This window comes from Rahnella sp. RFA10(1/100) (assembly GCF_004195115.1).
GTDB lineage: Bacteria > Pseudomonadota > Gammaproteobacteria > Enterobacterales > Enterobacteriaceae > Rahnella > Rahnella perminowiae.
In genome coordinates, this window is sequence record NZ_SEWR01000001.1 from 1,289,384 (window position 1) to 1,315,451 (window position 26,068).

27 protein-coding genes are annotated in these 26,068 nt (G+C 53.8%); 13 read left to right on the forward strand and 14 right to left on the reverse strand.

Annotated elements, in window-relative coordinates:
* Positions 1 to 137: 137 nt before the first annotated feature.
* Positions 138 to 353, reverse strand: coding sequence for a hypothetical protein (locus ETV65_RS05885; protein ID WP_129951968.1), 216 nt, complete (start codon positions 351 to 353; stop codon positions 138 to 140).
* Between the two features lie 348 nt (positions 354 to 701).
* On the opposite strand from ETV65_RS05885, the gene ETV65_RS05890 reads away from it, so the two are divergent.
* Entirely contained in the window at positions 702 to 1,412 is a 711-nt protein-coding gene (locus ETV65_RS05890) for an ATP-binding cassette domain-containing protein (RefSeq protein ID WP_129951969.1), read from the forward strand.
* A gap of 4 nt (positions 1,413 to 1,416) precedes the next feature.
* Here the strand turns inward: ETV65_RS05890 and bioD are convergent, their stop codons facing one another.
* From bioD to bioB, 4 genes are read right to left on the reverse strand one after another with little or no spacing between them, the layout of a single operon-like run.
* A complete protein-coding gene (gene bioD, locus ETV65_RS05895) occupies positions 1,417 to 2,097 on the reverse strand; it encodes a dethiobiotin synthase (RefSeq protein WP_129951970.1) in 681 nt (226 codons plus the stop codon).
* Positions 2,098 to 2,156: 59 nt separating this feature from the next.
* Positions 2,157 to 2,948, reverse strand: a complete 792-nt coding sequence (gene bioC / locus ETV65_RS05900; protein WP_129951971.1) for a malonyl-ACP O-methyltransferase BioC — start codon at positions 2,946 to 2,948, stop codon at positions 2,157 to 2,159.
* Positions 2,932 to 4,083 carry an 8-amino-7-oxononanoate synthase gene (bioF, locus tag ETV65_RS05905; protein ID WP_129951972.1) on the reverse strand — a complete coding sequence of 384 codons (1,152 nt, stop codon included), beginning with the start codon at positions 4,081 to 4,083 and terminating at the stop codon, positions 2,932 to 2,934. The genes bioC and bioF overlap by 17 nt, the downstream gene beginning before the upstream one ends.
* A 3-nt stretch (positions 4,084 to 4,086) precedes the next feature.
* A complete protein-coding gene (gene bioB / locus ETV65_RS05910; RefSeq protein ID WP_129951973.1) occupies positions 4,087 to 5,124 on the reverse strand; it encodes a biotin synthase BioB in 1,038 nt (345 codons plus the stop codon).
* A gap of 180 nt (positions 5,125 to 5,304) precedes the next feature.
* On the opposite strand from bioB, the gene bioA reads away from it, so the two are divergent.
* Entirely contained in the window at positions 5,305 to 6,582 is a 1,278-nt protein-coding gene (bioA, locus tag ETV65_RS05915; protein ID WP_129951974.1) for an adenosylmethionine--8-amino-7-oxononanoate transaminase, read from the forward strand.
* Here bioA and ETV65_RS05920 read toward each other — a convergent pair whose 3' ends face one another.
* Positions 6,583 to 7,536: a LysR substrate-binding domain-containing protein gene (locus ETV65_RS05920; protein ID WP_129951975.1), complete on the reverse strand. Its 954-nt coding sequence runs from the start codon at positions 7,534 to 7,536 to the stop codon at positions 6,583 to 6,585.
* 154 nt (positions 7,537 to 7,690) lie between these two features.
* Here ETV65_RS05920 and ETV65_RS05925 point away from each other — a divergent pair, with 154 nt between their 5' ends.
* The 6 genes from ETV65_RS05925 (at position 7,691) to ETV65_RS05950 (ending at position 13,786) form a co-directional block, all read left to right on the forward strand.
* Positions 7,691 to 8,845 (forward strand): methionine aminotransferase, encoded by a 1,155-nt coding sequence (locus ETV65_RS05925; protein WP_129951976.1) that lies wholly within the window; start codon positions 7,691 to 7,693, stop codon positions 8,843 to 8,845.
* Positions 8,846 to 8,886: 41 nt separating this feature from the next.
* Positions 8,887 to 9,666, forward strand: coding sequence for an ABC transporter substrate-binding protein (locus ETV65_RS05930; protein WP_129951977.1), 780 nt, complete (start codon positions 8,887 to 8,889; stop codon positions 9,664 to 9,666).
* A 422-nt stretch (positions 9,667 to 10,088) separates the two neighbouring features.
* On the forward strand, positions 10,089 to 11,126 hold the full coding sequence (locus ETV65_RS05935; RefSeq protein ID WP_129951978.1) for an NADP-dependent oxidoreductase: 1,038 nt from the start codon (positions 10,089 to 10,091) through the stop codon (positions 11,124 to 11,126).
* A 41-nt stretch (positions 11,127 to 11,167) separates the two neighbouring features.
* Entirely contained in the window at positions 11,168 to 11,863 is a 696-nt protein-coding gene (locus tag ETV65_RS05940) for a type 1 glutamine amidotransferase domain-containing protein (protein ID WP_129951979.1), read from the forward strand.
* 37 nt (positions 11,864 to 11,900) lie between these two features.
* Entirely contained in the window at positions 11,901 to 12,383 is a 483-nt protein-coding gene (locus ETV65_RS05945; RefSeq protein WP_129951980.1) for a kinase inhibitor, read from the forward strand.
* 122 nt (positions 12,384 to 12,505) lie between these two features.
* Entirely contained in the window at positions 12,506 to 13,786 is a 1,281-nt protein-coding gene (locus tag ETV65_RS05950; RefSeq protein WP_129951981.1) for a putative acyl-CoA thioester hydrolase, read from the forward strand.
* A 79-nt stretch (positions 13,787 to 13,865) separates the two neighbouring features.
* Here ETV65_RS05950 and ETV65_RS05955 read toward each other — a convergent pair whose 3' ends face one another.
* Entirely contained in the window at positions 13,866 to 15,377 is a 1,512-nt protein-coding gene (locus ETV65_RS05955) for a methyl-accepting chemotaxis protein (protein ID WP_129951982.1), read from the reverse strand.
* 255 nt (positions 15,378 to 15,632) lie between these two features.
* Positions 15,633 to 16,631 (reverse strand): 6-phosphogluconolactonase, encoded by a 999-nt coding sequence (pgl, locus tag ETV65_RS05960; RefSeq protein WP_129951983.1) that lies wholly within the window; start codon positions 16,629 to 16,631, stop codon positions 15,633 to 15,635.
* 234 nt (positions 16,632 to 16,865) lie between these two features.
* On the opposite strand from pgl, the gene ETV65_RS05965 reads away from it, so the two are divergent.
* Positions 16,866 to 17,687, forward strand: a complete 822-nt coding sequence (locus ETV65_RS05965; protein ID WP_129951984.1) for a pyridoxal phosphatase — start codon at positions 16,866 to 16,868, stop codon at positions 17,685 to 17,687.
* A gap of 51 nt (positions 17,688 to 17,738) precedes the next feature.
* Here the strand turns inward: ETV65_RS05965 and ETV65_RS05970 are convergent, their stop codons facing one another.
* Positions 17,739 to 18,011 (reverse strand): helix-turn-helix transcriptional regulator, encoded by a 273-nt coding sequence (locus tag ETV65_RS05970; RefSeq protein WP_129951985.1) that lies wholly within the window; start codon positions 18,009 to 18,011, stop codon positions 17,739 to 17,741.
* Between the two features lie 144 nt (positions 18,012 to 18,155).
* Between ETV65_RS05970 and ETV65_RS05975 the strand changes: the two genes are divergently transcribed.
* Positions 18,156 to 18,419: a helix-turn-helix transcriptional regulator gene (locus ETV65_RS05975; protein ID WP_129951986.1), complete on the forward strand. Its 264-nt coding sequence runs from the start codon at positions 18,156 to 18,158 to the stop codon at positions 18,417 to 18,419.
* A gap of 12 nt (positions 18,420 to 18,431) precedes the next feature.
* Here the strand turns inward: ETV65_RS05975 and modC are convergent, their stop codons facing one another.
* The 4 genes from modC to ETV65_RS05995 all read right to left on the reverse strand — a co-directional run bounded on the left by modC (position 18,432) and on the right by ETV65_RS05995 (position 21,466).
* The gene (modC, locus tag ETV65_RS05980) at positions 18,432 to 19,493 is read right to left on the reverse strand and encodes a molybdenum ABC transporter ATP-binding protein ModC (RefSeq protein WP_129951987.1); all 1,062 of its coding nucleotides are present in this window, start codon (positions 19,491 to 19,493) and stop codon (positions 18,432 to 18,434) included.
* 1 nt (position 19,494) lies between these two features.
* The gene (modB, locus tag ETV65_RS05985) at positions 19,495 to 20,184 is read right to left on the reverse strand and encodes a molybdate ABC transporter permease subunit (protein ID WP_129951988.1); all 690 of its coding nucleotides are present in this window, start codon (positions 20,182 to 20,184) and stop codon (positions 19,495 to 19,497) included.
* A gap of 177 nt (positions 20,185 to 20,361) precedes the next feature.
* Positions 20,362 to 21,135, reverse strand: coding sequence for a molybdate ABC transporter substrate-binding protein (gene modA / locus ETV65_RS05990; RefSeq protein ID WP_129951989.1), 774 nt, complete (start codon positions 21,133 to 21,135; stop codon positions 20,362 to 20,364).
* A 175-nt stretch (positions 21,136 to 21,310) separates the two neighbouring features.
* Entirely contained in the window at positions 21,311 to 21,466 is a 156-nt protein-coding gene (locus ETV65_RS05995) for an AcrZ family multidrug efflux pump-associated protein (protein WP_129951990.1), read from the reverse strand.
* 189 nt (positions 21,467 to 21,655) lie between these two features.
* Between ETV65_RS05995 and modE the strand changes: the two genes are divergently transcribed.
* Positions 21,656 to 22,438, forward strand: coding sequence for a molybdenum-dependent transcriptional regulator (gene modE / locus ETV65_RS06000; RefSeq protein WP_129951991.1), 783 nt, complete (start codon positions 21,656 to 21,658; stop codon positions 22,436 to 22,438).
* Between the two features lie 122 nt (positions 22,439 to 22,560).
* Positions 22,561 to 24,030 (forward strand): molybdate ABC transporter ATP-binding protein ModF, encoded by a 1,470-nt coding sequence (gene modF / locus ETV65_RS06005; RefSeq protein ID WP_129951992.1) that lies wholly within the window; start codon positions 22,561 to 22,563, stop codon positions 24,028 to 24,030.
* Here modF and ETV65_RS06010 read toward each other — a convergent pair.
* Entirely contained in the window at positions 23,984 to 24,814 is an 831-nt protein-coding gene (locus ETV65_RS06010) for a hypothetical protein (RefSeq protein WP_129951993.1), read from the reverse strand. The two genes, modF and ETV65_RS06010, sit on opposite strands and share 47 nt — an antisense overlap.
* A 137-nt stretch (positions 24,815 to 24,951) precedes the next feature.
* Here ETV65_RS06010 and ETV65_RS06015 point away from each other — a divergent pair, with 137 nt between their 5' ends.
* Entirely contained in the window at positions 24,952 to 25,857 is a 906-nt protein-coding gene (locus tag ETV65_RS06015) for a LysR substrate-binding domain-containing protein (RefSeq protein WP_129951994.1), read from the forward strand.
* Positions 25,858 to 26,068 lie beyond the last annotated feature (211 nt).

The following is a 26,068-nucleotide window of genomic DNA, read 5'->3' on the forward strand; positions in this document are numbered from 1 at the left end:
CAGGAATAGTGGATAAGTCTCAGCACGCCCCGCGCTGCGGGAGTTGGTAAAAAACAGGATTTTGCCTCCTGCCGGTCTGAGAGGTCTTTTTTAGTTATTTTTTATCTTTTTTATCTCCTTATTTATGCCTATTTTGCCTAGAGAGTCAGGCTGATGTTTCTTGCAAAAACCAAAAGTGCATCCCGACAGGATTTTTTGCTCATGTTTGTCCATGAGGTTGCACCAAAAGCAGTAAGGGCAGCACTGGCAAAGTGCAGTTCCCTTGATGCCGCACCCTGCGGGGGAAAACTCAAAACCTCAGAAACGCTAATGAATAATCCTAAATTGTAAGGGGCCTGGCTGGTAACACCCATGCAACGCCCCTTTTCCCTGCCGTTTTTACAAACTTGGCCTGAGAGTTGCAACGTCTGTGCATGAAAAGGTTAAGGCAGCCAGAACTGCTTTTTTCACCCCGGCGTAAAAAATGAAGATCTCCCTGTTTTCTGGGGTACAGAATCATTTTTAACGTAGGGAAACCTCTCTTAGCCCCATTTATGACTGGTTAAGGGATATTTATCTGTCATTGATGCTGTCAGATTGTCCGTCAACAAACGGGATTAAATTCTGTCAGGGGCATCAATAGCGGAACATAAATGTCAGAAATATGACAGTGGCCGTCAAAGTGAAGTTCAGCGGAAGGCTCCGTGCGGGAGGGAGATCTGATGTTAAGTGTAAAATCAGTTAATCAGTATTATGGGCAAAAACATATTCTGTGGGATATCAATCTCGAACTGTACCGCGGTCAATGTACCTGCCTGATCGGGCGAAATGGCGTAGGAAAAACCACGCTGGTGAACTGCATCATGGGGCATCTTCCGGTGAAAAGCGGTGCAATTTCCTGGCAATCACGTGATGAAGAACCGCAAAGTCTGCTGAATTTGCCGGTCGAAAGCCGTGCGCAAATGGGTATCGGTTACGTGCCACAAGGACGGCAGATTTTCTCCCAGATGAGCGTCGATGAAAACCTGCAAATTGCTATGATGGCCAGCCGGAATAAGACCCGTCGTGTGCCGGAAGAAGTGTATGACCTTTTTCCGACACTAAAGGAAATGGGAGCGCGCAAAGCCGGTGAACTTGATGAAAGCCAGCAGCAGCAACTGGCAATCAGCCGTGCACTGGTTCAGGAGCCTGAATTACTGATTCTGGATGAACCCACCGAGCATACCAGCGCATCAATGGCGGCGAATATGGGTAATATTATTCACCGCCTGAACCGTGATCTTGGTCTGACATTGTTGCTGGTCGGCCATAAATTGCCGTTCATCCGCAGCGTCGCGGACCGTTTCTGTCTGGTCGATGACGGACGAAACATCGCGCAAGGCACGCTGGCGCAGCTTGACGATACGTTAGTCAAAAATTATCTGACCGTCTGATGTCTCAGCGGGTGAGGCGGTCCAGATCCAGATATTGGCCTAAATTCACGTCCAAACCCTGAGTCAGGTACGGGATCTCGCCCAACAGGGGCGCAGGCAGCATACGCGTGAGTGTCTCTCTGTAAGCCTGATGATGCTTCCCCGTTTCCTGAATGTCATTGGCTATCCAGCCTGCCAGAGGCAAGCCGCTTTGTACAATGGCCTGCGCCGTCAGCACGGCATGGTTAATACAACCGAGCCGCATGCCTACCACTAACACTACCGGCAATTGTTCGGCCACCGCCCAGTCGGCAAACGTGTAATCTGCCGTCAGCGGCGTGTACCAGCCGCCCGCGCCTTCCACCACCACCCAGTCCGCCAGCGGTTCGAGATGACGCAACCCGTCTGATAACACCTGTGGATCAATCGGCCGGTTTTCCAGTTCGCTGACGATATGAGGTGACGTCGGTTCGATAAACGTGCACGGGTTCACTTCGTCATAACGCAGCCCGACAGTGCTGTAAGCCTGCAAGGCCAGCGCATCACTGTTGCGAGGCCCTTCCCCGGTCATTTCACTGCCTGATGCCACCGGTTTATAACCGGCGGTTGTGTGTCCGGCGCATGCAGCAGCCTGTAAAAAAGCAGTGGTCGCCACGGTTTTACCGACTTCAGTGTCGGTGCCGGTAATAAAGTATTTTTTCATCATTTATTTTAATAAAAGTCTGGTGTTGGTTGGCTCCCTCCCCAGCGAAGGGGAGGAGCCGATCAGCGAGGGATCAGTTCTTCGACCTGCAAAATGCCGTAGACCAGCCGGTAGTTGAGCGGCAGGATGCCGTCGCGGCGGGCATAGTGTTTGTCCAGTAATTGCAGACGTTCCCTGCCACCCAGGCCGCCGAGCCGGCCGTTCTTGATGTGCGTCGCGCCGATGCCTTTCAGCGAACGAAGCAGTGACATGACATCAGGAAATCGGGCAACGTGATCGCTGAACGTCACTTCATGACGATACGGCGCACAGGCTTCAGCGATTTTGTCCGGTGTCAGGAACTGGTTCACGTGACGCCGGCCATCGACCTTCATCCACGCCGCAGCCAGTTCATTGAGCGAACCTTCTGCCAGGGTAGAAAACAGTACCAGCCCGCCGTTGCGGGTGACCCGGTGCATTTCTTCCAGCGCGCGCGGCAGTGCGTTGCACCACTGCACGGCCAGATTGCTAAAGCAGATGTCGACAGAATTGTCGGCAAACGGCAGACGTTCGATGTCCCCAGGGATATATTCATCGGCTGAATCCAGTTCACGCGCACGGTTCAGCATGCCTTCGGAGAGATCCAGCGCAATGACATTTTTGCCCTGCGCGCGCCAGTACCGGCTGAAGTGGCCGGTGCCGCAACCGGCATCGACGACAATCTTGCCGGAATCTTTCAGATACGGCGCTGCCAGCGCCAGCAATTCCTCACCCACATCACGCTGCAACTGCGCGGCGTTTTCATAGCTGATGGCGGCGCGACTGAACGCATCGGCCACCGCTTGTTTGTTCACTAATTCAGTGACTGCACCCATAAAGGGACTCCAGCAAAAAATCGATATCTTCCGGCTCATGCGCCGCCGTCAGGGTAATGCGCAGCCGCGCACTGCCCGGTGGCACCGTCGGTGGACGGATGGCACTGACCCATAAACCGCGCCCGCGAAGCGCCGAAGCCAGATCCAGCGCGGGCTGATTTTCACCCACAATCACCGGCTGGATCGCCGTTTGCGAACCGGTGAGCTGATAGGGCAAACCGGCGGCACCCGCGCGAAAACGCGCAATATTGGCCGCCAGTTTATCACGCAAGCCGTCATCCTGCCGGACTCGTGCCAGTGACGCCTGTAACGCACACACCTGCGCTGCCGGCATCGATGTGCTGTAAATCAGATGGCGGGCGAACTGCAACAAATAATCGGCAGTAGCATCATCACACAGCACCGCCGCGCCGCTGCAGCCGAAAGCTTTTCCGAAGGTAACCACCAGCAGTTCCGGCCTGATGCCCTGCTGCCAGCAACTGCCCCGCCCTTGTTCACCGGTAACACCCACGCCGTGTGCGTCATCGACCATCAGCCAGCTGCCGTGTGCCTGGCATAAATGCTGCAGATCAGCCAGCGGTGCCATGTCGCCGTCCATGCTGAATACGCCTTCGGTCACCACCAGCGTTTCACCGGTTACCGGTTTTTCTAACAGGCGTTGCAGGGAATCCGGCTGATTGTGATGAAAACGGCGCAACAGCGAAGGCGCATGCGCTGCGGCTTCCAGCAAAGACGCATGGCTGAGTTTGTCAGCCAGCACGCGATCATCGCTTTGCATCAGCGCCGCGAGAACCGCCTGATTTGCCGCAAAACCGGAGATAAACAGCAACGCACGCGGATATCCCTGCCAGCCGGCCAGCTGTTGCTCAAACTCTGCATGCGCATCGCTGTAACCGGTGACGTGGCCGGAACCGCCGCTGCCGACACCATATCTCTGCGCGCCCTGCTGCCACGCGGCAATCACGTCTGCGTCCTGACTCAGGCCCAGGTAATCGTTACCTGAAAAGTTCAGATAACGCCGTTCGCCCTGCGTCAGGAAGCGTGCGCTGCCGCCCCGGTTTGGCTGCCGTACGCGAAATGCCGCTGCCTGTTTACGCGCGGCTACCGCTTCGTTAATCCGCGTTTGCCAGCTCATCGGTTATACGGCGGCGTTGTAAAACTGGTCGGTATCCGCATGAACCAGCTGTTCAGCCAGCACGGCCTGCTGCTGGTTATCGCCCATTTCTGTTTCGAATGCCTGCGGGTTAAGCCCCAGTTTGCCGAACAGAATTAAGTCTTTGTCTTCCGCCGGGTTGGGCGTGGTCAGCAGTTTACAGCCGTAGAAGATGGAGTTGGCACCGGCCATAAAGCACATTGCCTGGGTCTGCTCGCTCATCTGCTCACGACCGGCGGACAAACGCACATAAGACTGCGGCATCATGATGCGCGCCACCGCGATGGTGCGGATGAAATCAAACGGATCCACATCGTCGTTATCAGCCAGCGGCGTGCCTTTCACTTTCACCAGCATATTGATCGGCACGCTTTCCGGTGGCACCGGCAGGTTCGCCAGCTGCATCAGTAAACCGGCGCGATCTTTCACGGTTTCGCCCAAACCGACAATCCCGCCGGAGCACACTTTAATGCCCGCGCCGCGCACTTCCGCCAGTGTGTCCAGACGTTCCTGATAGCTGCGGGTGGTAATGATGCTGCCGTAAAATTCCGGCGAGGTATCAAGGTTATGGTTGTAGAAATCCAGCCCGGCGTGCGCCAGACGCTGTGCCTGCGTGGTGTTCAGCGTGCCGAGGGTCATGCAGGTTTCCATGCCCATCTCTTTCACACCCTGCACCATTTGTTCAAGGTAGGGCATGTCGCGGTCATGCGGGTTTTTCCACGCCGCGCCCATGCAGAACCGGGTCGAACCGGCGGCTTTCGCCTGACGGGCAGATTCGAGCACCTGCTCGACTTGCATCAGACGTTCAGACTCCAGCCCGGTTTTGTAACGGGAACTCTGCGGGCAATATTTACAGTCTTCCGGACAGGCACCGGTTTTGATCGACAGCAAGGTACTGACCTGAACCTGACGCGGATCGAAATGCTGACGGTGGATTTGCTGCGCCTCGAACATCAGCTCAAGGAATGGCTTATCGAACAGGGCCTGGGTTTTTTCCAGCGTCCAGTGGGTGCGGGTAGTCATTGATGACTTCTCCAAATAATAATCTGTTACCCCTTCATCCTTCAGGCTGCCTAGATGCAATCAGAATGATTTTGGGCTTGATGTTTTCATAATCCGTAAACCATTTTTAATTTGTTTTGGTTTACCGTCAACGTTAAAATTATTTTTTGGTTTACAACTTACCCTCAGCAGGACTCGTTTATGACACCCGCCGATATTGAATTCGACCAGCGCCACATCTGGCACCCGTATACGTCTATGACCAAACCGCTGCCCGCGTATCCGGTCGAATCCGCATCCGGCGTGATGTTACAACTGGCTGATGGCCGCCAGCTGGTGGACGGTATGTCGTCATGGTGGGCAGCGATCCACGGCTACAACCATCCGCAGCTCAATCAGGCGGCCATCGCACAAATCGGAAAAATGTCACATGTCATGTTTGGCGGGATGACTCACCCGCCGGCGATTGCGTTATCCCGTCGTCTGGTAGAGATGACGCCTGCGGGTCTTGAATGTGTATTTCTGGCAGATTCCGGTTCGGTGGCCGTTGAAGTGGCGCTGAAAATGGCGATGCAATACTGGCAGGCGCGCGGCGAAAAACGGCAGACCTTGCTGACCCTGCGCAATGGTTATCACGGCGACACCTTTGGCGCGATGTCGGTCTGTGATCCGCAAAATTCGATGCACAGTTTGTATCAGGGTTATCTGCCACAGCATCTTTTTGCCGATGCGCCGCAGAGCCGTTTTGACGGTGAATGGAATGAGGCGGATATCGCGCCGTTTGCCAACATGCTGGACGAGAATCACCACAAAATTGCGGCAGTCATTTTAGAACCGGTGGTTCAGGGCGCGGGCGGAATGCGGATTTATCACCCGCGGTATCTCAACCGCGTACGTAAGTTATGCGATGAATACGGCGTGTTGCTGATTGCTGATGAAATTGCCACCGGTTTTGGCCGCACCGGTAAGCTGTTTGCCTGCGATCACGCCGGGATTTCACCGGATATTCTCTGCCTCGGTAAAGCGCTGACCGGCGGCTATATGACACTCTCCGCCACGCTTACCACCCGCCATGTGGCGCAGGTGATCAGCGACGGCGAGGCCGGATGTTTCATGCATGGCCCGACCTTTATGGGCAATCCGCTGGCCTGCGCGGTCGCCAACGCCAGTCTGCATTTACTGGCGGAAAACCGCTGGCAGGCACAGGTACTGAACATTGAAAAGCAGCTGAATGCCGGGTTGCGGCCACTGGCAGAGCATCCGGCCGTTGCTGACGTACGGGTGCTCGGAGCAATAGGTGTGGTGGAAATGCGCCAGCCGGTAGACATGGCGCGGTTGCAGAAGCATTTCGTCGGGCAGGGAGTGTGGATACGTCCGTTCGGTAAACTGATTTATCTGATGCCACCGTACATCATTTCACCTGAAGAACTGAGCAAACTGACCGGTGCCATCGCCAGCGCCCTGACCACACTGTACTGATTAACCTGTACTGACTAACCGGTGCGAGGTGGACAACAGCGCGCTCAGTTTTTCCCGGCTGAGCCGCGCTTCTTCATTAAGAAAATCAATGGCAACTTTCAGCGCGGGTGTCGGGTTTTCCGGATACAACAGCGTATACGATGCCCCGCTTGCCACACACAGCGGGAACGGCGCAATCACCCTTCCCGCCTGCAAATCATCTTCAATTAATGTCAGATCACCTATCGCAACACCATAGCCCTGTAATGCCGAGTTGATCGCCAGATCCAGCGTATCAAAATGCTGCGATTTCGCCGAAGGCAGCCCCTGCACGCCTTCCTCACGCAGCCACAACAACCAGTCGCGACGATCCCGCGTCGGGTGAAGCAACGTTTTATCGGCCAGATCCGCCACTTCCGTTTTCCCTTCATGACGCGACAGGAAATCCGGGGTACACACCGGCGTCAGTACTTCGTCAAACAGATGATGCGCGCGGCGCTGTGATTCCGGCTGACGCCCGAACACCACGGCGGCATCAAAATGCTCGTTGCTGAAATCCACGCCGTGGGCAATGGAAGCCGTCAGCTCAATCTGCATATCGGGCCTGTCGTTTTGCAACTGAATCACCCGCGGCAGCAACCAGCGCATGGAACAGGTCGGGCATTTAATGCGTAACGTATCCGGGTGCGAACCGACACGTTTCAGGGCTTCGCCCATCAGCGCCAGCGCCTGTTGTACCGGCGGCAACAGCTGTGCCCCGCGCGGGGTCAGCGTCAGCCCGCGGGCCTGACGTAAAAACAACGGATAACCCAGCGTGGCCTCAAGCCCGGTAATCTGGCGGCTGACCGCGCCTTGTGTAATATGCAACAACGATGCCGCATGCGTCAGATTGAGCGTCTGCGCCACCACAGCAAAGGTTTTCAACACATTGAGCGAAGGTAAATTCAGATACGGCAATTCAGGAGAAAAACTCACAGTTACCTCGTTAGGCACATCGCATAGCCATGACTTCAGATCATGACGAGTATGACAAACTTTCCATTGTCGGCACAGGGGAACTGTTGCTTAATCATTCAACACCTTTTTTTACCTTGTCATGGCCACACGGCCTGTTTTTTGGGGAAATGCTATGAAAAGCGCCATGTCGCCCCGGTCAAAATTACCTGACGTCGGCACCACTATTTTTACCGTTATCGGCCAGCTCAGCGCCGAACATAACGCACTGAACCTGTCGCAGGGTGCACCGAATTTCTCATGCCAGCCCGCATTAATCGACAGCGTCGCTAAAGCCATGCGCGAAGGTCATAACCAGTACGCGCCTATGAGCGGCGTGGCGGCATTACGCCATGCGCTGTCCGCCAAAGCCGAAGCGCTTTACGGCTGCAAATATGATGCCGACAGCGAAGTGACGGTCATTGCCAGCGCCAGCGAAGGACTGTATTCCGCCATCAGCGCTCTGGTACATCCGGGCGATGAAGTGATTTATTTCGAACCGTCGTTTGACAGCTACGCACCGATCGTCCGTTTACAGGGGGCAAAGCCGGTGGCTATCGGCCTGTCGATGGACGATTTCAGCATCGACTGGGATCAGGTCGCAAACGCGATCAACAGCCGCACCCGGATGATCATCATTAACAGCCCGCACAACCCGACCGGTGCTATTTTTACGGATGTCGATATCGAACGCCTGACAGCGCTGACTAAAAATACCGATATCGTGATTTTGTCCGATGAAGTGTATGAGCATGTCGTGTTTGACGGCGAGCGCCACGAAAGCATGGCCTGTCATCCGCAACTGGCTGAACGCAGCGTGATTGTGTCGTCTTTTGGCAAAACCTATCACGTCACGGGCTGGCGGGTGGGGTATTGTCTGGCACCGGCAGAGCTGATGGATGAAATCCGCAAAGTCCATCAGTTTATGGTGTTCTCCGCCGACACACCGATGCAGGTGGCCTTTGCCGACGCGCTGGCTAACCCGCAAAGTTATCTGGAACTGGCCGGTTTTTATCAGCAAAAGCGCGACCTGCTGGCCGAAGCCCTCAGCGAATCCCGCTTTGAATTACTGCCAAGCCGTGGCAGTTTCTTTATGCTGGCGCGCTTTAGTCATTTCAGTCCGCTGACGGACGACGAATTTGTGCTGAGCCTGATACGTGATCATCAGATTGCGACCATTCCGCTGTCAGCGTTTTACAGCAATAACAAACCTACCGGGCTTATCCGCCTGAGTTTCGCCAAAGATAACGACACGTTGTACGAAGGCGCACGCCGCCTGTGTCGCGTCTGAGACCGGGTATTTATCTGAATAACGCAGGGGAATTGTGAATAATGAAAAAATTGAAAATCGCATTGCTGTTAGGTTGCGCCGTGGCGTCTTTCTCCGCACTGGCTGACGGTTCCACACTGAAGTTCGGCCTGGAAGCACAATATCCACCGTTTGAATCGAAAAGCGCAACCGGTGAATTACAGGGTTTTGATATTGATCTGGGCAACGCCGTTTGCGCAGCGGCCCGCGTAAAGTGCGACTGGTACGACACCTCGTTCGACGGCCTGATTGCAGCATTGCAGGCCCGTAAATTTGATGCGATTAACTCGGCGATGAACGTCACGGAAAAACGTCGTCAGGCGATTGATTTCACACAAGTCATTTACCGCGTACCGACAAAACTGATCGCCAAAAAAGATTCCGGCCTGCTGCCGACAACTGAGTCACTGAAAGGCAAGCATATCGGCGTATTGCAGGGTTCGATTCAGGAAAGTTATGCGCAGGCGCACTGGGCACCGAAAGGCGTGGATATCGTTTCTTATCAGGATCAGAACCAGGTGTATCTGGATCTGTCATCCGGCCGCCTTGATGGCACGTTAGTACTGGCGCCGGCCGGTCAGAGCGGTTTCCTGTCGCGTCCGGACGGTAAAGATTATGGCTTTGTCGGCGACGCCGTACGTGATGACAAGATCCTCGGCAGCGGCATCGCGTTCGGCCTGCGTAAAGGCGATACCGCGCTGAAAGATAAACTTGATGCAGCCATCGCTAAGGTGCAGGCAGACGGCGTGGTTAAAGCGCTTTCGAAGAAATACTTTGGTGATATTGATGTGAGCGTAAAATAAAGAAGCTTGTGCTAATGAGCTTTGCTCCTCCCCCTGCGAAAGGGGAAATCGGGTGGAGGTTTTAAGGGCTGACACCCGGCCAAAGCATACTTCAACATTTTGATTTTGATAGTAATACCCCACCCCAACCCTCCCCTTCGCAGGGGAGAATACTCAGAATTCCCAATGACTTCTTCGCCAAACGCACCGGCTTGTGGCAATGATTTCTGGTCTTGAGTTGGAAACACGCAGAAAGCTTTCTAAGCAGCCTGTACGGCAGTGAACTGTTGCGTTTTCAGGTTTACTCTTATTTCAGGGAAAAACCCCACGATTTATTCCAACATGGCATAAACCGCTTCGTCCGATGACTGTTTAGCGTCCTATACTTATTCCCAATTACGTTGACTTTGAATCCCCTTATAAGAAAAAAGGAAGGAACTGATATGCCTCAGTCACAATCTGAAAACCGCCGCATCGTGCTGGCTTCACGTCCTCACGGTAAACCTGTCGATGATAACTTTCGTCTGGAAAAAGCCCCGTTACCGCAAGCCAAAGACGGCCAGTTATTGCTGCGCACCGTCTGGTTGTCACTTGATCCGTACATGCGCGGACGCATGAGCGACGCGCCTTCCTACGCCGCACAGGTGCAAATCGGTGAGGTGATGACCGGTGGTGCAGTTTCCCGCGTGGTGGAATCGAAAAACCCGGATTTCAGACCCGGCGATTTAGTGGTCGGCAGAACCGGCTGGCAGGATTATTCCGTTGCCGATGGCCAGGACGTCAAGAAACTGGAAGGGGCAGCACTCAAACAACCGTCCCTCGCACTGGGTGTATTGGGCATGCCGGGTTTTACCGCTTTTATGGGCCTGCTGGATATCGGTGAACCCAAACCGGGCGAAACGCTGGTCGTGGCTGCCGCGACGGGGCCTGTCGGTTCGCTGGTCGGACAGATTGGTAAGATCAAAGGCTGCCGTGTAATCGGGATTGCCGGTGGCGAAGAAAAATGCCGCTATGCGGTTGAGCATTTCGGTTTCGATGAATGCCTGGATCACCGCGCGCCGGATCTGGATAAACGTCTGAAAGCGGCCTGCCCGGAAGGCATTGATGTGTATTTTGAAAATGTCGGTGGCGCGGTGTTTGATGCCGTGTTGCCGCTGCTCAATACCAAAGCACGTATCCCGCTGTGCGGGCTGGTTTCTCAATATAATGCAACCGGTCTGAAAGATGGTCAGGACCGCCTTTCCTTGCTGACCGGCACCATCCTGAAGAAACGCATGCGTATGCAAGGCTTTATTATTTTTGATGATTACGGCCATCGCTATCCGGAATTTGCAAAACAGATGAGTGAATGGTTTGAACAGGGGAAAGTCAAATTCCGTGAAGATATCGTGGAAGGATTAGAGAATGCTCCGCAGGCGTTCTTTGGTCTGCTTGAGGGTAAAAACTTTGGCAAACTGGTCGTCCGTGTCGGTCAGGACTGATTTATTCTTAACGTCAGCCGGCAACGTCCACAGGAGGTTACATGAAATTACTGATGGTATTGACATCACACGATAAACTCGGTGAAACCGGTAAGAAAACCGGTTTCTGGCTGGAAGAATTTACTGCGCCTTATTACGAATTTCTGGATGCCGGTGCCGAACTGACGCTGGCTTCGCCGAAAGGCGGACAGCCACCGCTCGATCCGAAAAGCGATGAGCCGGATGCGCAGACCGAAACCACCGAACGTTTCCGTAATGATAAAGATGCACAGAAGGTGCTGGCAAACACGCACAAACTTGCTGATGTTAACGCTGATGACTTCGATGCCATTTTTTATCCGGGCGGTCACGGCCCGTTGTGGGATCTGGCTGAAGACCCGCACTCCATCGCGCTGATCCAGGCATTCTGGGCTGCGGGCAAACCGGTCTCTGCGGTCTGCCACGCACCGGGGGTTTTGCGCAATGTACTGGTGGAGGACGGCACGCCGCTGCTGAAAGACAAGCGCGTGACGGGCTTTAGTAACAGCGAAGAAGACGCGGTCGGGCTGACCGATATCGTGCCTTTTTTGGTCGAGGACGAGCTGAAAAAACATGGCGGTGACTACAGTAAGGCGGCAGACTGGCGGCCTTATTCCATTACCGACGGAAACCTGATCACCGGGCAGAATCCGGCCTCTTCCAGAGCGGTCGCACAGGCATTGCTGAAATTGCTGGGCGGCGGCGGGGCCGGCAAGTAATCTGACCGTGACTATTTCATCATCTGAAGAGGGTTTTATGGCATTTACACTGACCAGTAATGATCTGCGCGATGGCGAAAAAATGCCGGAAACGCAGGTTTTTAACGGCATGGGCTACAACGGTGACAACCTGTCGCCGCATCTGACCTGGTCCGGCGCGCCTGAGGGCACCAAAAGTTTTGTTATCACCTGCTATGATCCGGATGCCCCGACGGGTTCCGGCTGGTGGCATTGGGGCGTCGCCAATATTCCGGCTGACGTGACCGAATTGCCACAAGGTGCAGGCTCCGGCAAAGGCGGTTTACCCGCAGGTGCGGTACAAACCCGCACTGACTTTGGTAAGGCCGGTTATGGCGGCGCAGCCCCTCCGCAGGGCGAACACCATCACTATCATTTCACCGTCTACGCCATCGATACAGAAACGCTGGAAGTCGATGAGAATGCCAGCGGCGCATATCTCGGCTTCAACGTGCACTTCCATACTCTCGGCAAAGCATCACTGACAGTGATATACAGCTGATTCCTGTGGTATAAAAGACGCAGAAAAGGTGGTCAGTTTTTACTGGCCACCGTTTTTTTATTGCGGCGTTTGCTGCAACATTGAAAAAAAGAATAATCTTCTTCATCAAGGAGTCAGTCACAGTGAAAATTTCCACCCTGTCGCGCGCGTGCGCTGTATTGTCTGCCAGTCTTATCCTGGCGGCATGTAGCAGCAGCCATCAAGGCTTATCCAGCCAGGTTGCTCCGGGCACCGCGTCACTGCCCGTGTTATCAGCGGACGAAGCGGCCAATTTTACCACGAAAAATTATCTCGCCTTTGGCGGCCCTTCTTTGCAGGTTCAGCAACAGGGCTGGTTCCCTAAACTGGCAAGCACTGACGGTGTGAAAACCAGTTTCGTGGTGGGCCCGCAGTTAGGCACAGATGGCGCGCAATACTCCAACGTTCAGATGGCGGTAAACGCGGCACTGGCTGTGCGTAACCACGGCGAACGTATCTTCATTAAAATTCTGCCAGGCACGTATAACGGTGCGGTTTACATCCCGGCTGGTGCACCGCCAGTGACCTTATTCGGTGCGGGCAATAGCGCTTCTGATGTTACCCTCGCACAGGGTCTCGAAGCGTCCGCCGCTCCGGCAACATACCGTTCAACCGTCAGCCCTAACGGCCAGTTCCTGCCGGGCGATCGCGCGTACTATATGTTCCGGAACTGTGCCACCCTGACCACTGAAACCATCGGCACTGGCTGTACCGCGACCGTCTGGTCACAAAGCAACGGTGTTCAGATACAGAACCTGACTATTGGTAACGCCCTGCTCGATACCGTGGATGCCGGTGATCATTCTGCCGTTGCGCTGCGTACCGATGGTGACAATGTGATTCTGGATAACGTGCGTCTGATTGGCCGCCAGAATACCTTTATGGTCAATACCGCCAACATCCACAACCAGACTGACAACAGCCGTTACAGCCGTGCTTATGTGCATAACAGCCTGATCGTCGGTGATGTGGATTACGTATTTGGCCGCGCTAATGCAGTATTCGATCACGTTGAGTTCCACACTGTCAGCAGCCGTGGCGTGAAACAGGCGTCCATCTTCGCGCCAAACACGCCAGCCGCCGCGCCTTACGGCTTCCTGGTGATCGATAGCAACCTGACCGGTGACCGTGGCTTCGAGCAGGCAGCGAAAGCCAAAATGGGCCGTGCATGGGATGCTGAGGGCGCAAGCAGCCAGCTGGTGATCCGTGACAGCAGCTTCGACAACAGCTATGACCAGATGAATCCGTGGGGCGCTTCCGTCTTCTCCGGGCATCCGTTTGTTGGCAATGTGCCGAAAGATGAAAAACAGCAGCGCAACGTGAATGACACTAACTTCAACCGCCTGTGGCAGTACAACAATGTACTGACTCAGCCTGCGAAGTAATTCAGTCTGATGCCATGAAAAAACCGCCGGGGTGGGCCTCCGGCGGTTTTTTTTCGTTCAGCCTTCTTCTGCCCGTCTTTTAGCGGGTTTCATTACCGAGGCGGAATACTGACACGGTGCGTTCCAGATTCACCGCCTGCTCATCGAGCGAAGCCGCTGCACTGGCTGACTGCTGAACCAGTGCCGAGTTTTGCTGAGTCACGGTATCCATCTCTGCCACGGCCAGCGCAATCTGACTGATGCCGCGACTTTGCTCGTCAGACGCCGACGCAATCTCATGAATGATTTGCGTCACATGACGCACCGAGCCGACGATTTCTTCCATGGTGTCACCGGCTTTCGCCACCAGCTGCGAACCGTTATTGACATTAATCACCGATTTATCGATCAGCCCTTCAATCTCTTTCGCCGCCTGCCCGCTGCGCTGCGCCAGACTGCGCACTTCGCTGGCGACCACCGCAAAACCACGGCCCTGTTCCCCTGCCCGCGCCGCTTCAACCGCAGCGTTAAGCGCCAGAATATTAGTCTGGAAAGCGATGCTGTTGATAACAGTGGTAATTTCCGAAATCTGCTTCGAACTGACAGTGATCTCTTTCATCACACCCACAACATCCGCCACCAGTTTACCGCCCCGCGCCGCCGTGCTGGCAGCATCGGAAGCCAGCTGACTGGCCTGCGCGGCATTGTCGGCGTTCTGTTTCACCGTTGAGGTCAGTTGTTCCATGCTGGCCGCTGTTTGCCCAAGCGCCGCAGCCTGCTCTTCGGTACGGGCTGACAGGTCGATGTTGCCTGCGGCAATTTCACCCGAGGCACGGGTCACCTGCGTTACGCCCTCACGGATATCACCGATGATGCCGTGCAGATTCTGGTTCATGGTTTCAATTGCGCGGCTCAGTTGCCCCACTTCGTCAAAGCTGTGGCTGGTGGTGTGCGTCGAAAGATCACCGGCAGCGATACGTTGTGCAATTTGCAGCGTGTGACGCAACGGGAGCGTCAGCTGCCGGGTCATGCGCCATGAAATCAGCACACCAGTGACTATGGCTGCCACAATGATCACCAGCATTTCGGAAATGGTGCGCGATACTTCCTGGTGAAGACTGTTCATCTCATGATCGAGCAGCGTGTTAGACGCGGAGGTCAGTGCCAGCCCGGCTTCAGCCAACCGGGCGGTGATGTGTTTTGGATCACTGCCTGCCGGAGGATTCAGCGTCTGCTGCCAGCTTTCACGGTAGCGTTGAATATTTGCCGGCATAGTCTCTACCAGGCGCTGATCTTCCGGCTCCCAGGCATACGCCGCCACTTCTCCCAGGCGGGTTTCCAGTTTATCCAGCGCCTGGCGGTTTTCTTCAACAAATTTAGGGTCTTTGCTGGCCATATAGGAAAGCCGGGTAAATTTGGCATCGCTCAGCAGATCGTTAACGGTTTTGAGCAAAGTCGCTTTTTCAGCGCGTTGATTGATGCTGGTCAGATGGTAGATACCGGACACGGCAATAAAGGAGCCCAGAAGCAATACCAGCGCAAATCCTGCACCGAGCTTGTTAGCGATTGTGGCATGGCGAACCCGGCCAGTGATCCCTGAAAGTACATTCATTTACTTCTCCCTGATAACCAAAAAGGACTGATTCTTAAGTGGCAGCGCCACCGCAGAATGAGTGAATAACGGGAGAGTTATCGACCAGCGCTGTTCAACATTTATAGAGACATTAAAATATTTCTAATCAATAGCACGTCTGGCACAGGCAATAAAAAAGCCCCTTATTACAGGAGCTTGATCATTATTTCACGGCGGTATTATTGGTCAGTTAAAAATATAACATTAACAAAACTAATAAGTAACCTATTGTGATTAATTAATTTCCAGAATGCTTACCCACATCGGGCCTTTGCCCACAGGGTAAGTTTTCAGGGTGGTCAGCTGACCGTTTTGTGGATCGATTTTCGCCACTTCAATCGCGTCCGATTTCTGTCCTGCGGTAATCACATACCGGCCAGTGTGATCGATATTGAAACCGCGAGGCTGTGTCTGGGTGGTGTGATGCCCGACCAGCTCAAGCACGCTGCCATCTTCTGACACCGTCAGCACAGAAATCAGGCTGGCAGTCCGGTCTGAGGCGTAGAGGAATTTTCCATCCGGCGTGATGTGCAAATCAGCAGCCCAGCAGGTGCCGGTGAAATCAGCGGGCATAATCCCCAGCGTCTGCACCTGACGGTATTCGCCGCTGGTGACGTCTTTCTGGTACACGTCCACGCTGCTGTTCAGTTCATTTACACAGTAGGCAAAATGATGATTCGGGTGGAATGCCATATGACGCGGGCCCGCACCCGCTGCAGTTTTCAGCTCCGGCGCGGCGTGCGGCGTCGCTTCGCCGTTGGCACTGAAGTCGAACTGGCGGATGCGATCTTCTTTCAGCGCAGGGATCATCAGTACCTGATTGGTCGGGTCGATATTGGCGGAGTGCGGAGCCTGGATATTTTCCAGCACCTGTACAGGCGCAAGCGCGAGCCCTTTTTCATCCAGCGGATGAATGCTGACATTATTAAAACTGTAGGACGCGGAGAACACAAAACGTCCCTGAAGGTCGATCCCCAGATGCGTCGGACTGCCCGGCAATGGGGCCATCGCAGCTTCTTCCAGTTTACCTTCATGGTCAATGCGGTAGGTCAGCACACCAAACTCAGGGCGCACGCCAACATACAGACGATGGCCGTCAGGATGAATCACCATCGGCTGAACCTGTCCCGGAACTTCCACCGTTTGTAGCAGGCTCAGTTCACCCTTGTCTGCCAGACGAAAAGCGTGGATTTGCTGGCTCTCAGGGCTGGCAACGTAGACGACTTGCTTCATCACATCTCCTTATTAAGAATCAAATAGTTGTAATACCCAAAATAGTTCGAGTTGCAGGAAGACAAGCGCAGCCAACGTATCTGCAACTTGAAATATGCCGGGTATTAAAGCGTAGCTCAGGTTACCACGATACGGCGACCCCTTTGGTGCCGGATACGCAGTTTAATTAGCAGGCTAAAAAAGGTAACATGGCGATAATTTCCCCGATTCCCCCTCACTTACGATGGACTGCTCATGACTTATCGCATTATTGCGCTCGACCTCGACGGGACGCTGCTGGACCGCCAAAAACGTATCCTTCCTGAATCCCTTGCCGCGCTGGCAGATGCCCGTGCACAAGGGGTCAAAGTCGTCGTCGTGACCGGACGCCATCATGTGGCCATCCATCCCTTTTATCAGGCATTGCAGCTCGATACACCTGCTATCTGCTGTAACGGCACGTATTTATATGATTATCAGGCACGTAAGGTTTTAACCTCCGATCCGCTGGATCCGGTCAAAGCCAAAAAAGTGATCGACTTGCTGGAATATCACGGCATCCACGGTCTGTTATATGTTGATGACGCCATGCTGTATCAGCAGCCGAGCGGCCACGTCAGCCGTTCCATTGCCTGGGGGCAAACCCTGCCGGAACATCAGCGTCCGAACATTATTCAGGTTAACAGCCTGCGCGAAGCCGCTGACAACGCACAGTCAGTCTGGAAATTTGCCACATCGCATCAGGATCTCGATACCCTGCACACCTTTGCCGCACAGGTAGAAAATGAGCTGGGTCTGGCCTGTGAATGGTCATGGCATGATCAGGTTGATGTTGCAAAAGGAGGCAACAGCAAAGGCCGCCGCTTGCAGGAATGGGTCGAATCTCAGGGCATGACCATGCAGGATGTGGTGGCGTTCGGTGATAACTACAACGACCTGAGCATGCTGGAAAATGTCGGTCTTGGCGTGGCGATGGGCAATGCAGATGATGCTATCAAAGAACGTGCGGCGCTGGTGATTGGTGACCACGAAACACCGGGAATCGCTGAGGTTATCCGCAACAAAGTGCTGAATTAACCGTTACCGGTGCACCTTCCTCTGCCACAGAGGAAGGTGTTTTTTGCAGGCTTATCCGTCAGTTTCCAACGTCTTATTCCTGACCGGCCGGACGGTACGGGGGATTAATCGTCTGTTTTCGTCATAATACCGGCTGGGCCAGATCACCGAAGGAGGTATATCCAGAGCCTGAGCGATGATCATTTCCCCTTTCGGCCACGGACGCGCCAGTGCATTGGCCAGTGTCGACGAGCCTAAACCGGCTTGCCTTGAGAGCGCCGCCAGTGAGGTTCTTTTCTTACGTAATGCGGCAATAATATCCGCCGGATGCCAGTCATTTTCCATTTTTCATCCTTCTTCCTTTGTTGTTAGTTCAGCTAACTGAATTGTGAATTACACTGACACATAACAATGTCCAGTAACTCTAAACAACAATAATGTTAAGTGATGCTAAACATAACGTCAATACGGTTTCTATGGTTATTGATAATGATCCCACATCGACTGAAATCCGCGCGGGCAAAAGCCAGGCTTACGCAGGAAAAATTGGGTGTTTTGGCCGGAATAGATGAGAGCACGGCGCGTTCGCGTGTATCGCAATATGAAAACGGCACGTACAGCCCGAACTTTGACACCATGTGTCATTTTGCCCGCGTGCTTAACGTGCCGGAATGTTACTTTTATATTCTCGATGACGCGTTTGCCGAAGAGGTTCTGGTGCTTTATGCCGCTTTTAATCCGTCAGAAAAGTAAGGCGCAGTACGCTTAACGATTAACTGACACGCTCTTGATCTGCGCATACAGCCATTGTCCTGCGCGGATCATCAGTTCGTCGCGCGCCCACGGCGTGATCCGCGCCCAGATGATATGATCGGCCATCGCCAGTTTGACCTCCACCTGATTTCCCAGATCCAGACATTCCAGCACTTTTGCCGGCAGAATGTTGCGGATACTGCTGTTGTTCGCCGTCGGTTGCAATACCAGAGAAACGTCCGTGGCATTCACGCGTATACGCAGCGCCGTGCCGGGTACTTCTTCGACTTTACTGATCCATAAACGCTGATCGCCAACCGCCAGCGCCGTCATTTCATAGCGCGGATGATGTTCAAGCACGCTGACATTCAGCACACTGCTTTGCTCTTCTTTGGGCAACCACGGACGCATCACATTGCTTGCCCACACCTCTTCCAACGTTCCCATGGCCAGCACCTTACCGCTGTCGAGTACCAGCACTTTTTCTGCCAGACGTAAAATCTCATCCAGACTGTGCGTCACATACAAAATCGGAATGCTGATTTCCTGCGCCAGACGCTCCAGGTAAGGCATCAGTTCGCGTTTACGCGGAATATCGAGCGCGGCCAGCGGCTCATCCATCAGCAAAATTTCCGGTGCTGTCAGCAGTGCCCGGCCGATTGCCACGCGCTGTTTCTCACCGCCGGACAGCGTAAGCGGGAAGCGATCCAGCAAAGGCGCGATGCCGAGCAAACGCACGATATTATCGAATTGTCCGCGCATCGACGGCGCCATGCCATATTGCAGATTACCTTTCACGCGGTAATGCGGAAACAGGCGCGCATCCTGAAAAACATAGCCGATGCGACGTTTTTCGGGCGGCAGGAAAATGTTGTTTTGCCGGTCGGATAAAACGCGACCGTTCAACGTTATGCGGCCACTGTCAGGCCGGGTGAGGCCACCGATGGCATTAATGAGCGAGGTTTTCCCCGCACCTGACAAGCCGAAAATGGCCGTTATTCCCTGCGCCGGTAAGGTCTGCGTCACCTGTAATTTCAGGCTACCCAGCGTCTGGCTGAAATCGAGTTCAAGCATGTCAGCCTCCCAGCCGGATACGGCTGCGTTTTGCCAGCCAGTCAGAAATCAGCAGTGCAGCCAGAGACAGCAGGATCGCCAACACACACAGCCGCGCGGCAGCCCCTTCCGCACCCGGTGTTTCAATCAGGGTATACATTGCCAGAGGAATGGTACGGGTCTCACCCGGAATATTCGAAACGAAGGTGATGGTTGCGCCAAATTCGCCCAGCGAACGTGCAAACGCCAGCACTATGCCGACAATGACACCTGGTGTGGAAAGCGGCAGTGTGAGGGTGAAAAACACCCGCCACGGTGACGCGCCGAGCGTGCGGGCAGCAAGTTCAAGTTTAGGGTCAACGGCCTCCAGCGACTGGCGGATCGCACGCACCATCAACGGAAATGCTACCACCGCTGAGGCCAGCACCGCACCGTGCCAGCTAAAACTGAAGCTGAAACCAAACCATTCGTACAGTCGCTGGCCAATAAAACCACGACGCCCCATCACCACCAGCAACAGATAACCAATCACCACCGGCGGTAATACCAGGGGCAAATGAATAATGCTGTCGAGCAGGGATTTACCGGGGAAACGGCCACGGGCCAGAATCCACGCCATCAGAATACCAAGCGGCAGACTGCAAACAACGGCCAGGCTCGATACTTTCAGACTGAGAAGTACCGCCTGCCACTCATATTCACTCAACATCATGTCGGTTTCTTAATCCTGAATTTATGTGTCGCAGAGATGAAATATCGGCAAAAATGTCGAAGGCTTTAATACCCATCAAAGTATAGAGAATCGCACACGGGGAAAGAAACAGAGAGGAAAAGATAAAGCCTGCGCAGTGCGGGAAGGCCTTATCTGTTTTCAGCAACAGCGATGAACTCAGGCGCGAGGCGTGAAACCGTATTTTTTGAAGATTTCAGCCGCTGCCGGCGTTTTCAGATAATCATAAAAACCGCTGACTGTCGCATTTTCGTGCCCCTTAACAATGGCCATCGGATACTCAACTGGCTTATGGCTCGATGCCGGGAAAACACCGACCACTTTGACTTTCTTACTGGCCACTGCGTCAGAACCATACACAATGCCCACCGGTGCCTCTTCACGTTCTACCAGCGCCATGGCCGCACGGACGTCGCTGGCGCGCGCCAGTTTAGGTTCCAGCGTGGTCCAGGCTCCCAGTTTTTGCAGCGCTTCTTTGGCATAAATCCCGGCCGGGACATGATCCGGGTCCCCCACCGCCAGGCGGCTGTCGCCCAACAGTTCGGTCCATTCAGTTTTCTCTGAGATGTCGACTTTGTTGATTTTGCTGCCGGCCGCCGAAATCAGCACCAGCTCGTTACCCAGCAACGTATAACGGGTGTTATCCACCATTTGCTGTTTGCTGATGGCATAATCCATCCACTGCTGATCGGCAGAAATAAACATATCTGCCGGAGCGCCTTGCTCTATCTGACGGGCCAGTGTGGAAGATGAGGCGAAAGATGAGACAACCTGCACGCCTTTTTCTTTCTGATACTGCGTTGCAATATCCTGCAATGCGTTGGTCAGTGATGCGGCGGCAAACACAGTGATTTTCTCTGCTGCCTGAGCCTGAACACCAAGTCCTGCTACCAGAACGGTCGCGGTGAATACTTTGCCCCATTGATATGTCATCGTTTTCCTTCGCCTTTGTGAAAAAATGTTTCGTTATGTAATCCTTAATATAACGCAGCAGGAAACGATGTCATGCATTTTTAGGAGCAAGGGGCGGATAACCTATGGTTTTTTGATCTGAACGATAAAAAGAAAACCCGGCGCGATGGCCGGGTTCCGGAAAAAAGCTCATTAATCAGTAATGAGGCTTCTCACGGGATTCTTTAGAGTGACCCACGTGGGAGATGATATTGAATACTTCGCCAAGCCCCCAGATCAGGCCCAGGATCACAGCGATGAAAACCGGTACCATGACGGCAGCGAAAATCAAACTTTCTAATAATTCTAACATGATAGCCTCACTTAACTGGCTGAATCGCCCTGAGGCGATGTTGGACTTCGTACATGAAGCCAAAAACGAAAAATCAAACTGTTGCGGATAATAACAGCACGGGACGGTAATTACTTTAGCATTTCGCCAACTTGCCTGCCTGCTGGTTTAGCGGCGACAATAAGCCCTCATTCTCACAAGGAAGCTGCGATGCAAGCCGAAATTCTCTTAACCCTTAAACTTCAGCAACGTTTGTTTGCCGATCCGCGCCGCATTGAATTACTGCGGCAGGTGCGCCAGACCGGTTCAATCAGTCAGGGGGCCAGGCTCGCGAACATCAGTTACAAAAGTGCCTGGGATGCCATCAATGAAATGAATCAGCTTGCCGATCAGACGCTGGTCGATCGCAGCACCGGCGGCAAAGGTGGGGGTGGCGCGGTGCTGACGGCATACGGCGAGCGTCTGATCCAGCTTTATGAATTACTGGCACAAATTCAGCAAAAAGCCTTCGACGTGCTGAAAGAAGATTCGCTCCCTCTCGACAGTTTGCTGGCGGCTATTTCACGTTTCTCCCTGCAAACCAGTGCGCGCAACCAGTTCTTCGGCAATGTCATTGAGCGCGGGTACAGCATCGTTCAGCAGCATATTGATGTCCTGCTGGCTGATGGCAAAACAAGGATCCGCGCAGCGGTCACTGAACAAAGCGCCGACCGTCTGGCGTTAACGCCCGGTAAAGAAGTCCTGGTGCTGATCAAAGCGCCGTGGATCACGCTGAGCATGCAGGCTGATCACCCGCATAACGCCTTGCAGGGCGATATCACCCACATCCAGCGCGGTGAAAACAGCAGCGAAGTGCTGATGAAGCTCCCGGGCAGTGAAATATTATGTGCGACAGTGCCAAATGCCGAAGCCGACAAACTGACCCTGAAAACCGGCCAGAGCGTTTTCGCACAATTTGATGACGACAAAGTAATCCTTGCCACCTTGTGCTAAAAAAATAAGTTAATCAGGATCTTGCAAAATCAGCGTTTTCATTTTGCAGATTTGTCAATTGACTTGCGAAGATGCAGCGCTTATCCCTTGTTTTATAATCATTTGAAAATGAGAGATTAAATATGTCGTCGTTGCATATCTCGCAAGGCGTTTTCCGCCTCAGCGATACCCGGACCCTCACACTTTCTGATCTCACTGTTCGTCAGTCAGACAGTTGGGCGTTTGTCGGCTCCAATGGCAGCGGAAAATCCGCACTGGCACGTGCGCTGGCAGGCGATTTAACCCTGCTGAAAGGCACCCGGAAAAACAGTTTCCCGCATATCGTTCGCCTTTCATTCGAGCAATTACAAAAGCTGGTCGCCGATGAATGGCAGCGTAACAACACTGATTTACTGAGTGAAGGTGAAGACGATACCGGCCGCACTACTGCTGAAATTATTCAGGATGAAGTGCGTGATCCGGCCCGCTGTGCGGCCCTTGCCGCACAGTTTGGTATTGAGAAATTGCTTGACCGTCGTTTCAAATATTTATCGACCGGCGAAACGCGCAAAACCCTGCTGTGTCAGGTGCTGATGCAAAAACCCGATTTGCTGGTGCTGGATGAGCCGTTCGACGGCCTCGACGTCAACGCCCGCGCCCAGCTGGCACAGTTGCTGGAAACCTTATCCGGCGAAGGCCAGACGATGGTGCTGGTGCTTAACCGCTTTGACGACATTCCTGCGTTTGTGAAAAATGTCGGCGTGCTGGCTGACTGCACGCTGGCCTCTGTAGGGCCGCGAGAACAGGTGATGGCTGATGCGCTGGTTGCCCAACTGGCACACAGTGAAAGCCTGAACGGTATGGCCGTGCCTGAAGCAGAAGATCCCACCGCACGTATCAGCCCGCCTGCCGGCAGTCCGTTAATCGTGCTGCGTGACGGCGTAGTGCAGTACAACGACCAGCCGATTTTGCACCATCTGAGCTGGCAGGTTGATCACGGCCAGCACTGGCAGATCACCGGCCAGAACGGTGCAGGAAAATCCACCTTACTGAGCCTTATCACCGGCGATCACGCACAGGGCTACAGCAATGACCTGACGCTGTTCGGCCGCCGTCGCGGCAGCGGTGAAACCATCTGGGACATCAAGCGTCATATTGGCTATGTCAGCAGCAGCCTGCATCTGGATTACCGCGTCAGCACCAGCGTGCGCAATGTTATTACTTCCGGCTTCTTCGATTCGATCGGTATTTATCAGGCGGTATCCGACCGGCAGAAATTACTCACCTCCCAATGGCTGGAATTGCTCGGGCTGGAAGGTGGTGCCGGTGATACCCCGTTCCACAGTTTATCCTGGGGACAACAGCGTCTGGCGCTGATTGCCCGCGCACTGGTCAAGCATCCGGCGCTGTTAATTCTTGATGAACCGTTACAGGGGCTGGATCCGATCAACCGCCAGCTGGTGCGCCGCTTTGTCGATATCCTGATCGGCGAAGGTGAAACTCAGTTGCTGTTTGTTTCGCATCATGCGGAAGATGCGCCGCAATGCATTACCCATCGTCTGAGCTTTATTCCTGACGGTGAAATCTACCGTTATCAGATTGACATACTGTAACGTTATCTCGCTTCCTCTTTGCGGGGATCATCAGTGCAGTCACTACGCCCGCCAGCGCCAGTGCCGCCAGCAATGAATACCCGTTTTCAATGCCCTGCCGGCCGGGATTATTTTTCAGCAACAGTGTGAGCAGTGCCAGCATCACCAGGGCGCTGCTTACCCGAACCCAACCTCCCAGACGGGATGCATAATGATATTCATCACCGGTGAGCTGATCCCTTTCTGTTGCGGCGGCCTGACGGGCCATGCCCGCGCCGAATCCGGTCAATAACATACCCGGCAGCAGCACCAGCCCGAAAGCAGGCATTATTGCCATCACCCCCAGCCCGCACGCCGCAATCATAAAACCCCACAGCAAGAGGCTGGCAGAGGTGACATTCCGCCCGAGTTTTTCGCCGAACGCTTTGCCCGACACCATCATCAGCAATAAGGTAGCAAAGCAGAGAATAATGCCCGGCCCGCCGAATCCGTAAATCTGATACATCGTCACCGCCAGCAGGAACCACGCAGCACAGGTGACTGCCGTAACGAAAATACCGGTCCAAAAACTTATTTGCAGGGGCAACGAGGCCCGCAAATGACGCGGCATCAGGGGTTGAGGGTGGTAACGCTCGCTGATGATAAACAACACAAAAAACAGTGCGGCGGCTCCCGCCAGCGCGTGGGACAGCGGTGTATCCAGCCCGTTAAAGCCGACATTCAGCAGCGTCAGCACCAGGTGCAGCACAAACAATATGCCCGATGCTGGTGACAACCACCGCGCAGGTGATTTTTTGGCGTTCATAACAGTTCCTTTATCAGCATTCCGCAGTACAAAAGATGAATCTTATTCATCTATATCATGTTGATAAAAGAGCTTACACCGCCTAATTTAGATGATTCAACGTCATAGATTTCAGCCATGGATGAAAATAACTCATCATGAAGAAGATCCGTTTACCGCCTCTCGGTTCGCTCAAAGCATTTGATGCGGTGGCGCAGCAGAAGAGTTTCAAACGCGCGGCAGAAGATATCGGCGTGACAGCCACTGCTATCAGCCATCAGATCCGTGTGCTTGAAGAGTCATTGGGCACGGCAGTGTTTGAGCGCAGCGCCCGTGAGGTCAGGCTTACCGCCGCGGGGCAAATCCTGCGCCACGCCACGCAGCAGGCATTTGCCGGATTACAGGCAGCCGTCGAAGAAATTCATCACGCCGCGTTGCCTGCGGCGCTGACACTGACCACGACATCCAATTTCCTGACACACTGGCTGGTACCGCGGCTGGCGGATTTAAAAGCCGCTGCACCCGAGATGGATTTACGCTTACATACCGGCATTGAGCTGGTGGATTTAACCCGTAATACCGTGGATGTGGCGATCCGTTACAGCGAATCCGCCGGTGAGAATCTTGATTCGAGGCTGCTTTATCACGACACTTTTGTGCTGGTTGCCAGTCCTGCGCTGGCGTTGAAAACGATGGAGGATCTGACGACAGTAACGTTGTTTCATGTGGAAAATCGTCATATTCCTCACCCCTCTCCCGACTGGGAGAACTGGCAAAAACACTTCGGTCCGGCGCAATTAAACACCGACAGTGGCCTGCGTTTTACGGATGAAACCCATGCTATTCAGGCGGCGATTGCCGGTCAGGGTGTGGCGATTGTCAGCAGTTTGCTGGCGCATGACTTCATTGAAAAAGGCATCCTGACCACCCCGTTCCCTCAATACCTGCCCGGCGCAAACTATTATCTGGTGACCACCAAAGAGAAAGCACTGCGCGAAGATATCGTGACACTCCGCCGCTGGTTAGTGGACAAAATGTCGGCATTTCCCCCGGCTGGAGTCTGAAAATGAGTCCGAAAAGCTGATTCACCCCCCGGATAAATTTTAGTGTAATCGATTACACAACCCATCCTTTCTGGCTTATCACCGGTTGCCGAAGGCTTTGCGTACCGCACGCCGCACCTGTTGAGTCACGTTGAAAGGTGGTAAACTGTTTGTGTAAGCGATTCCATTTTATTGGGGATGGATCACCTTTTTCAGCCTTGCAGCGTGATAT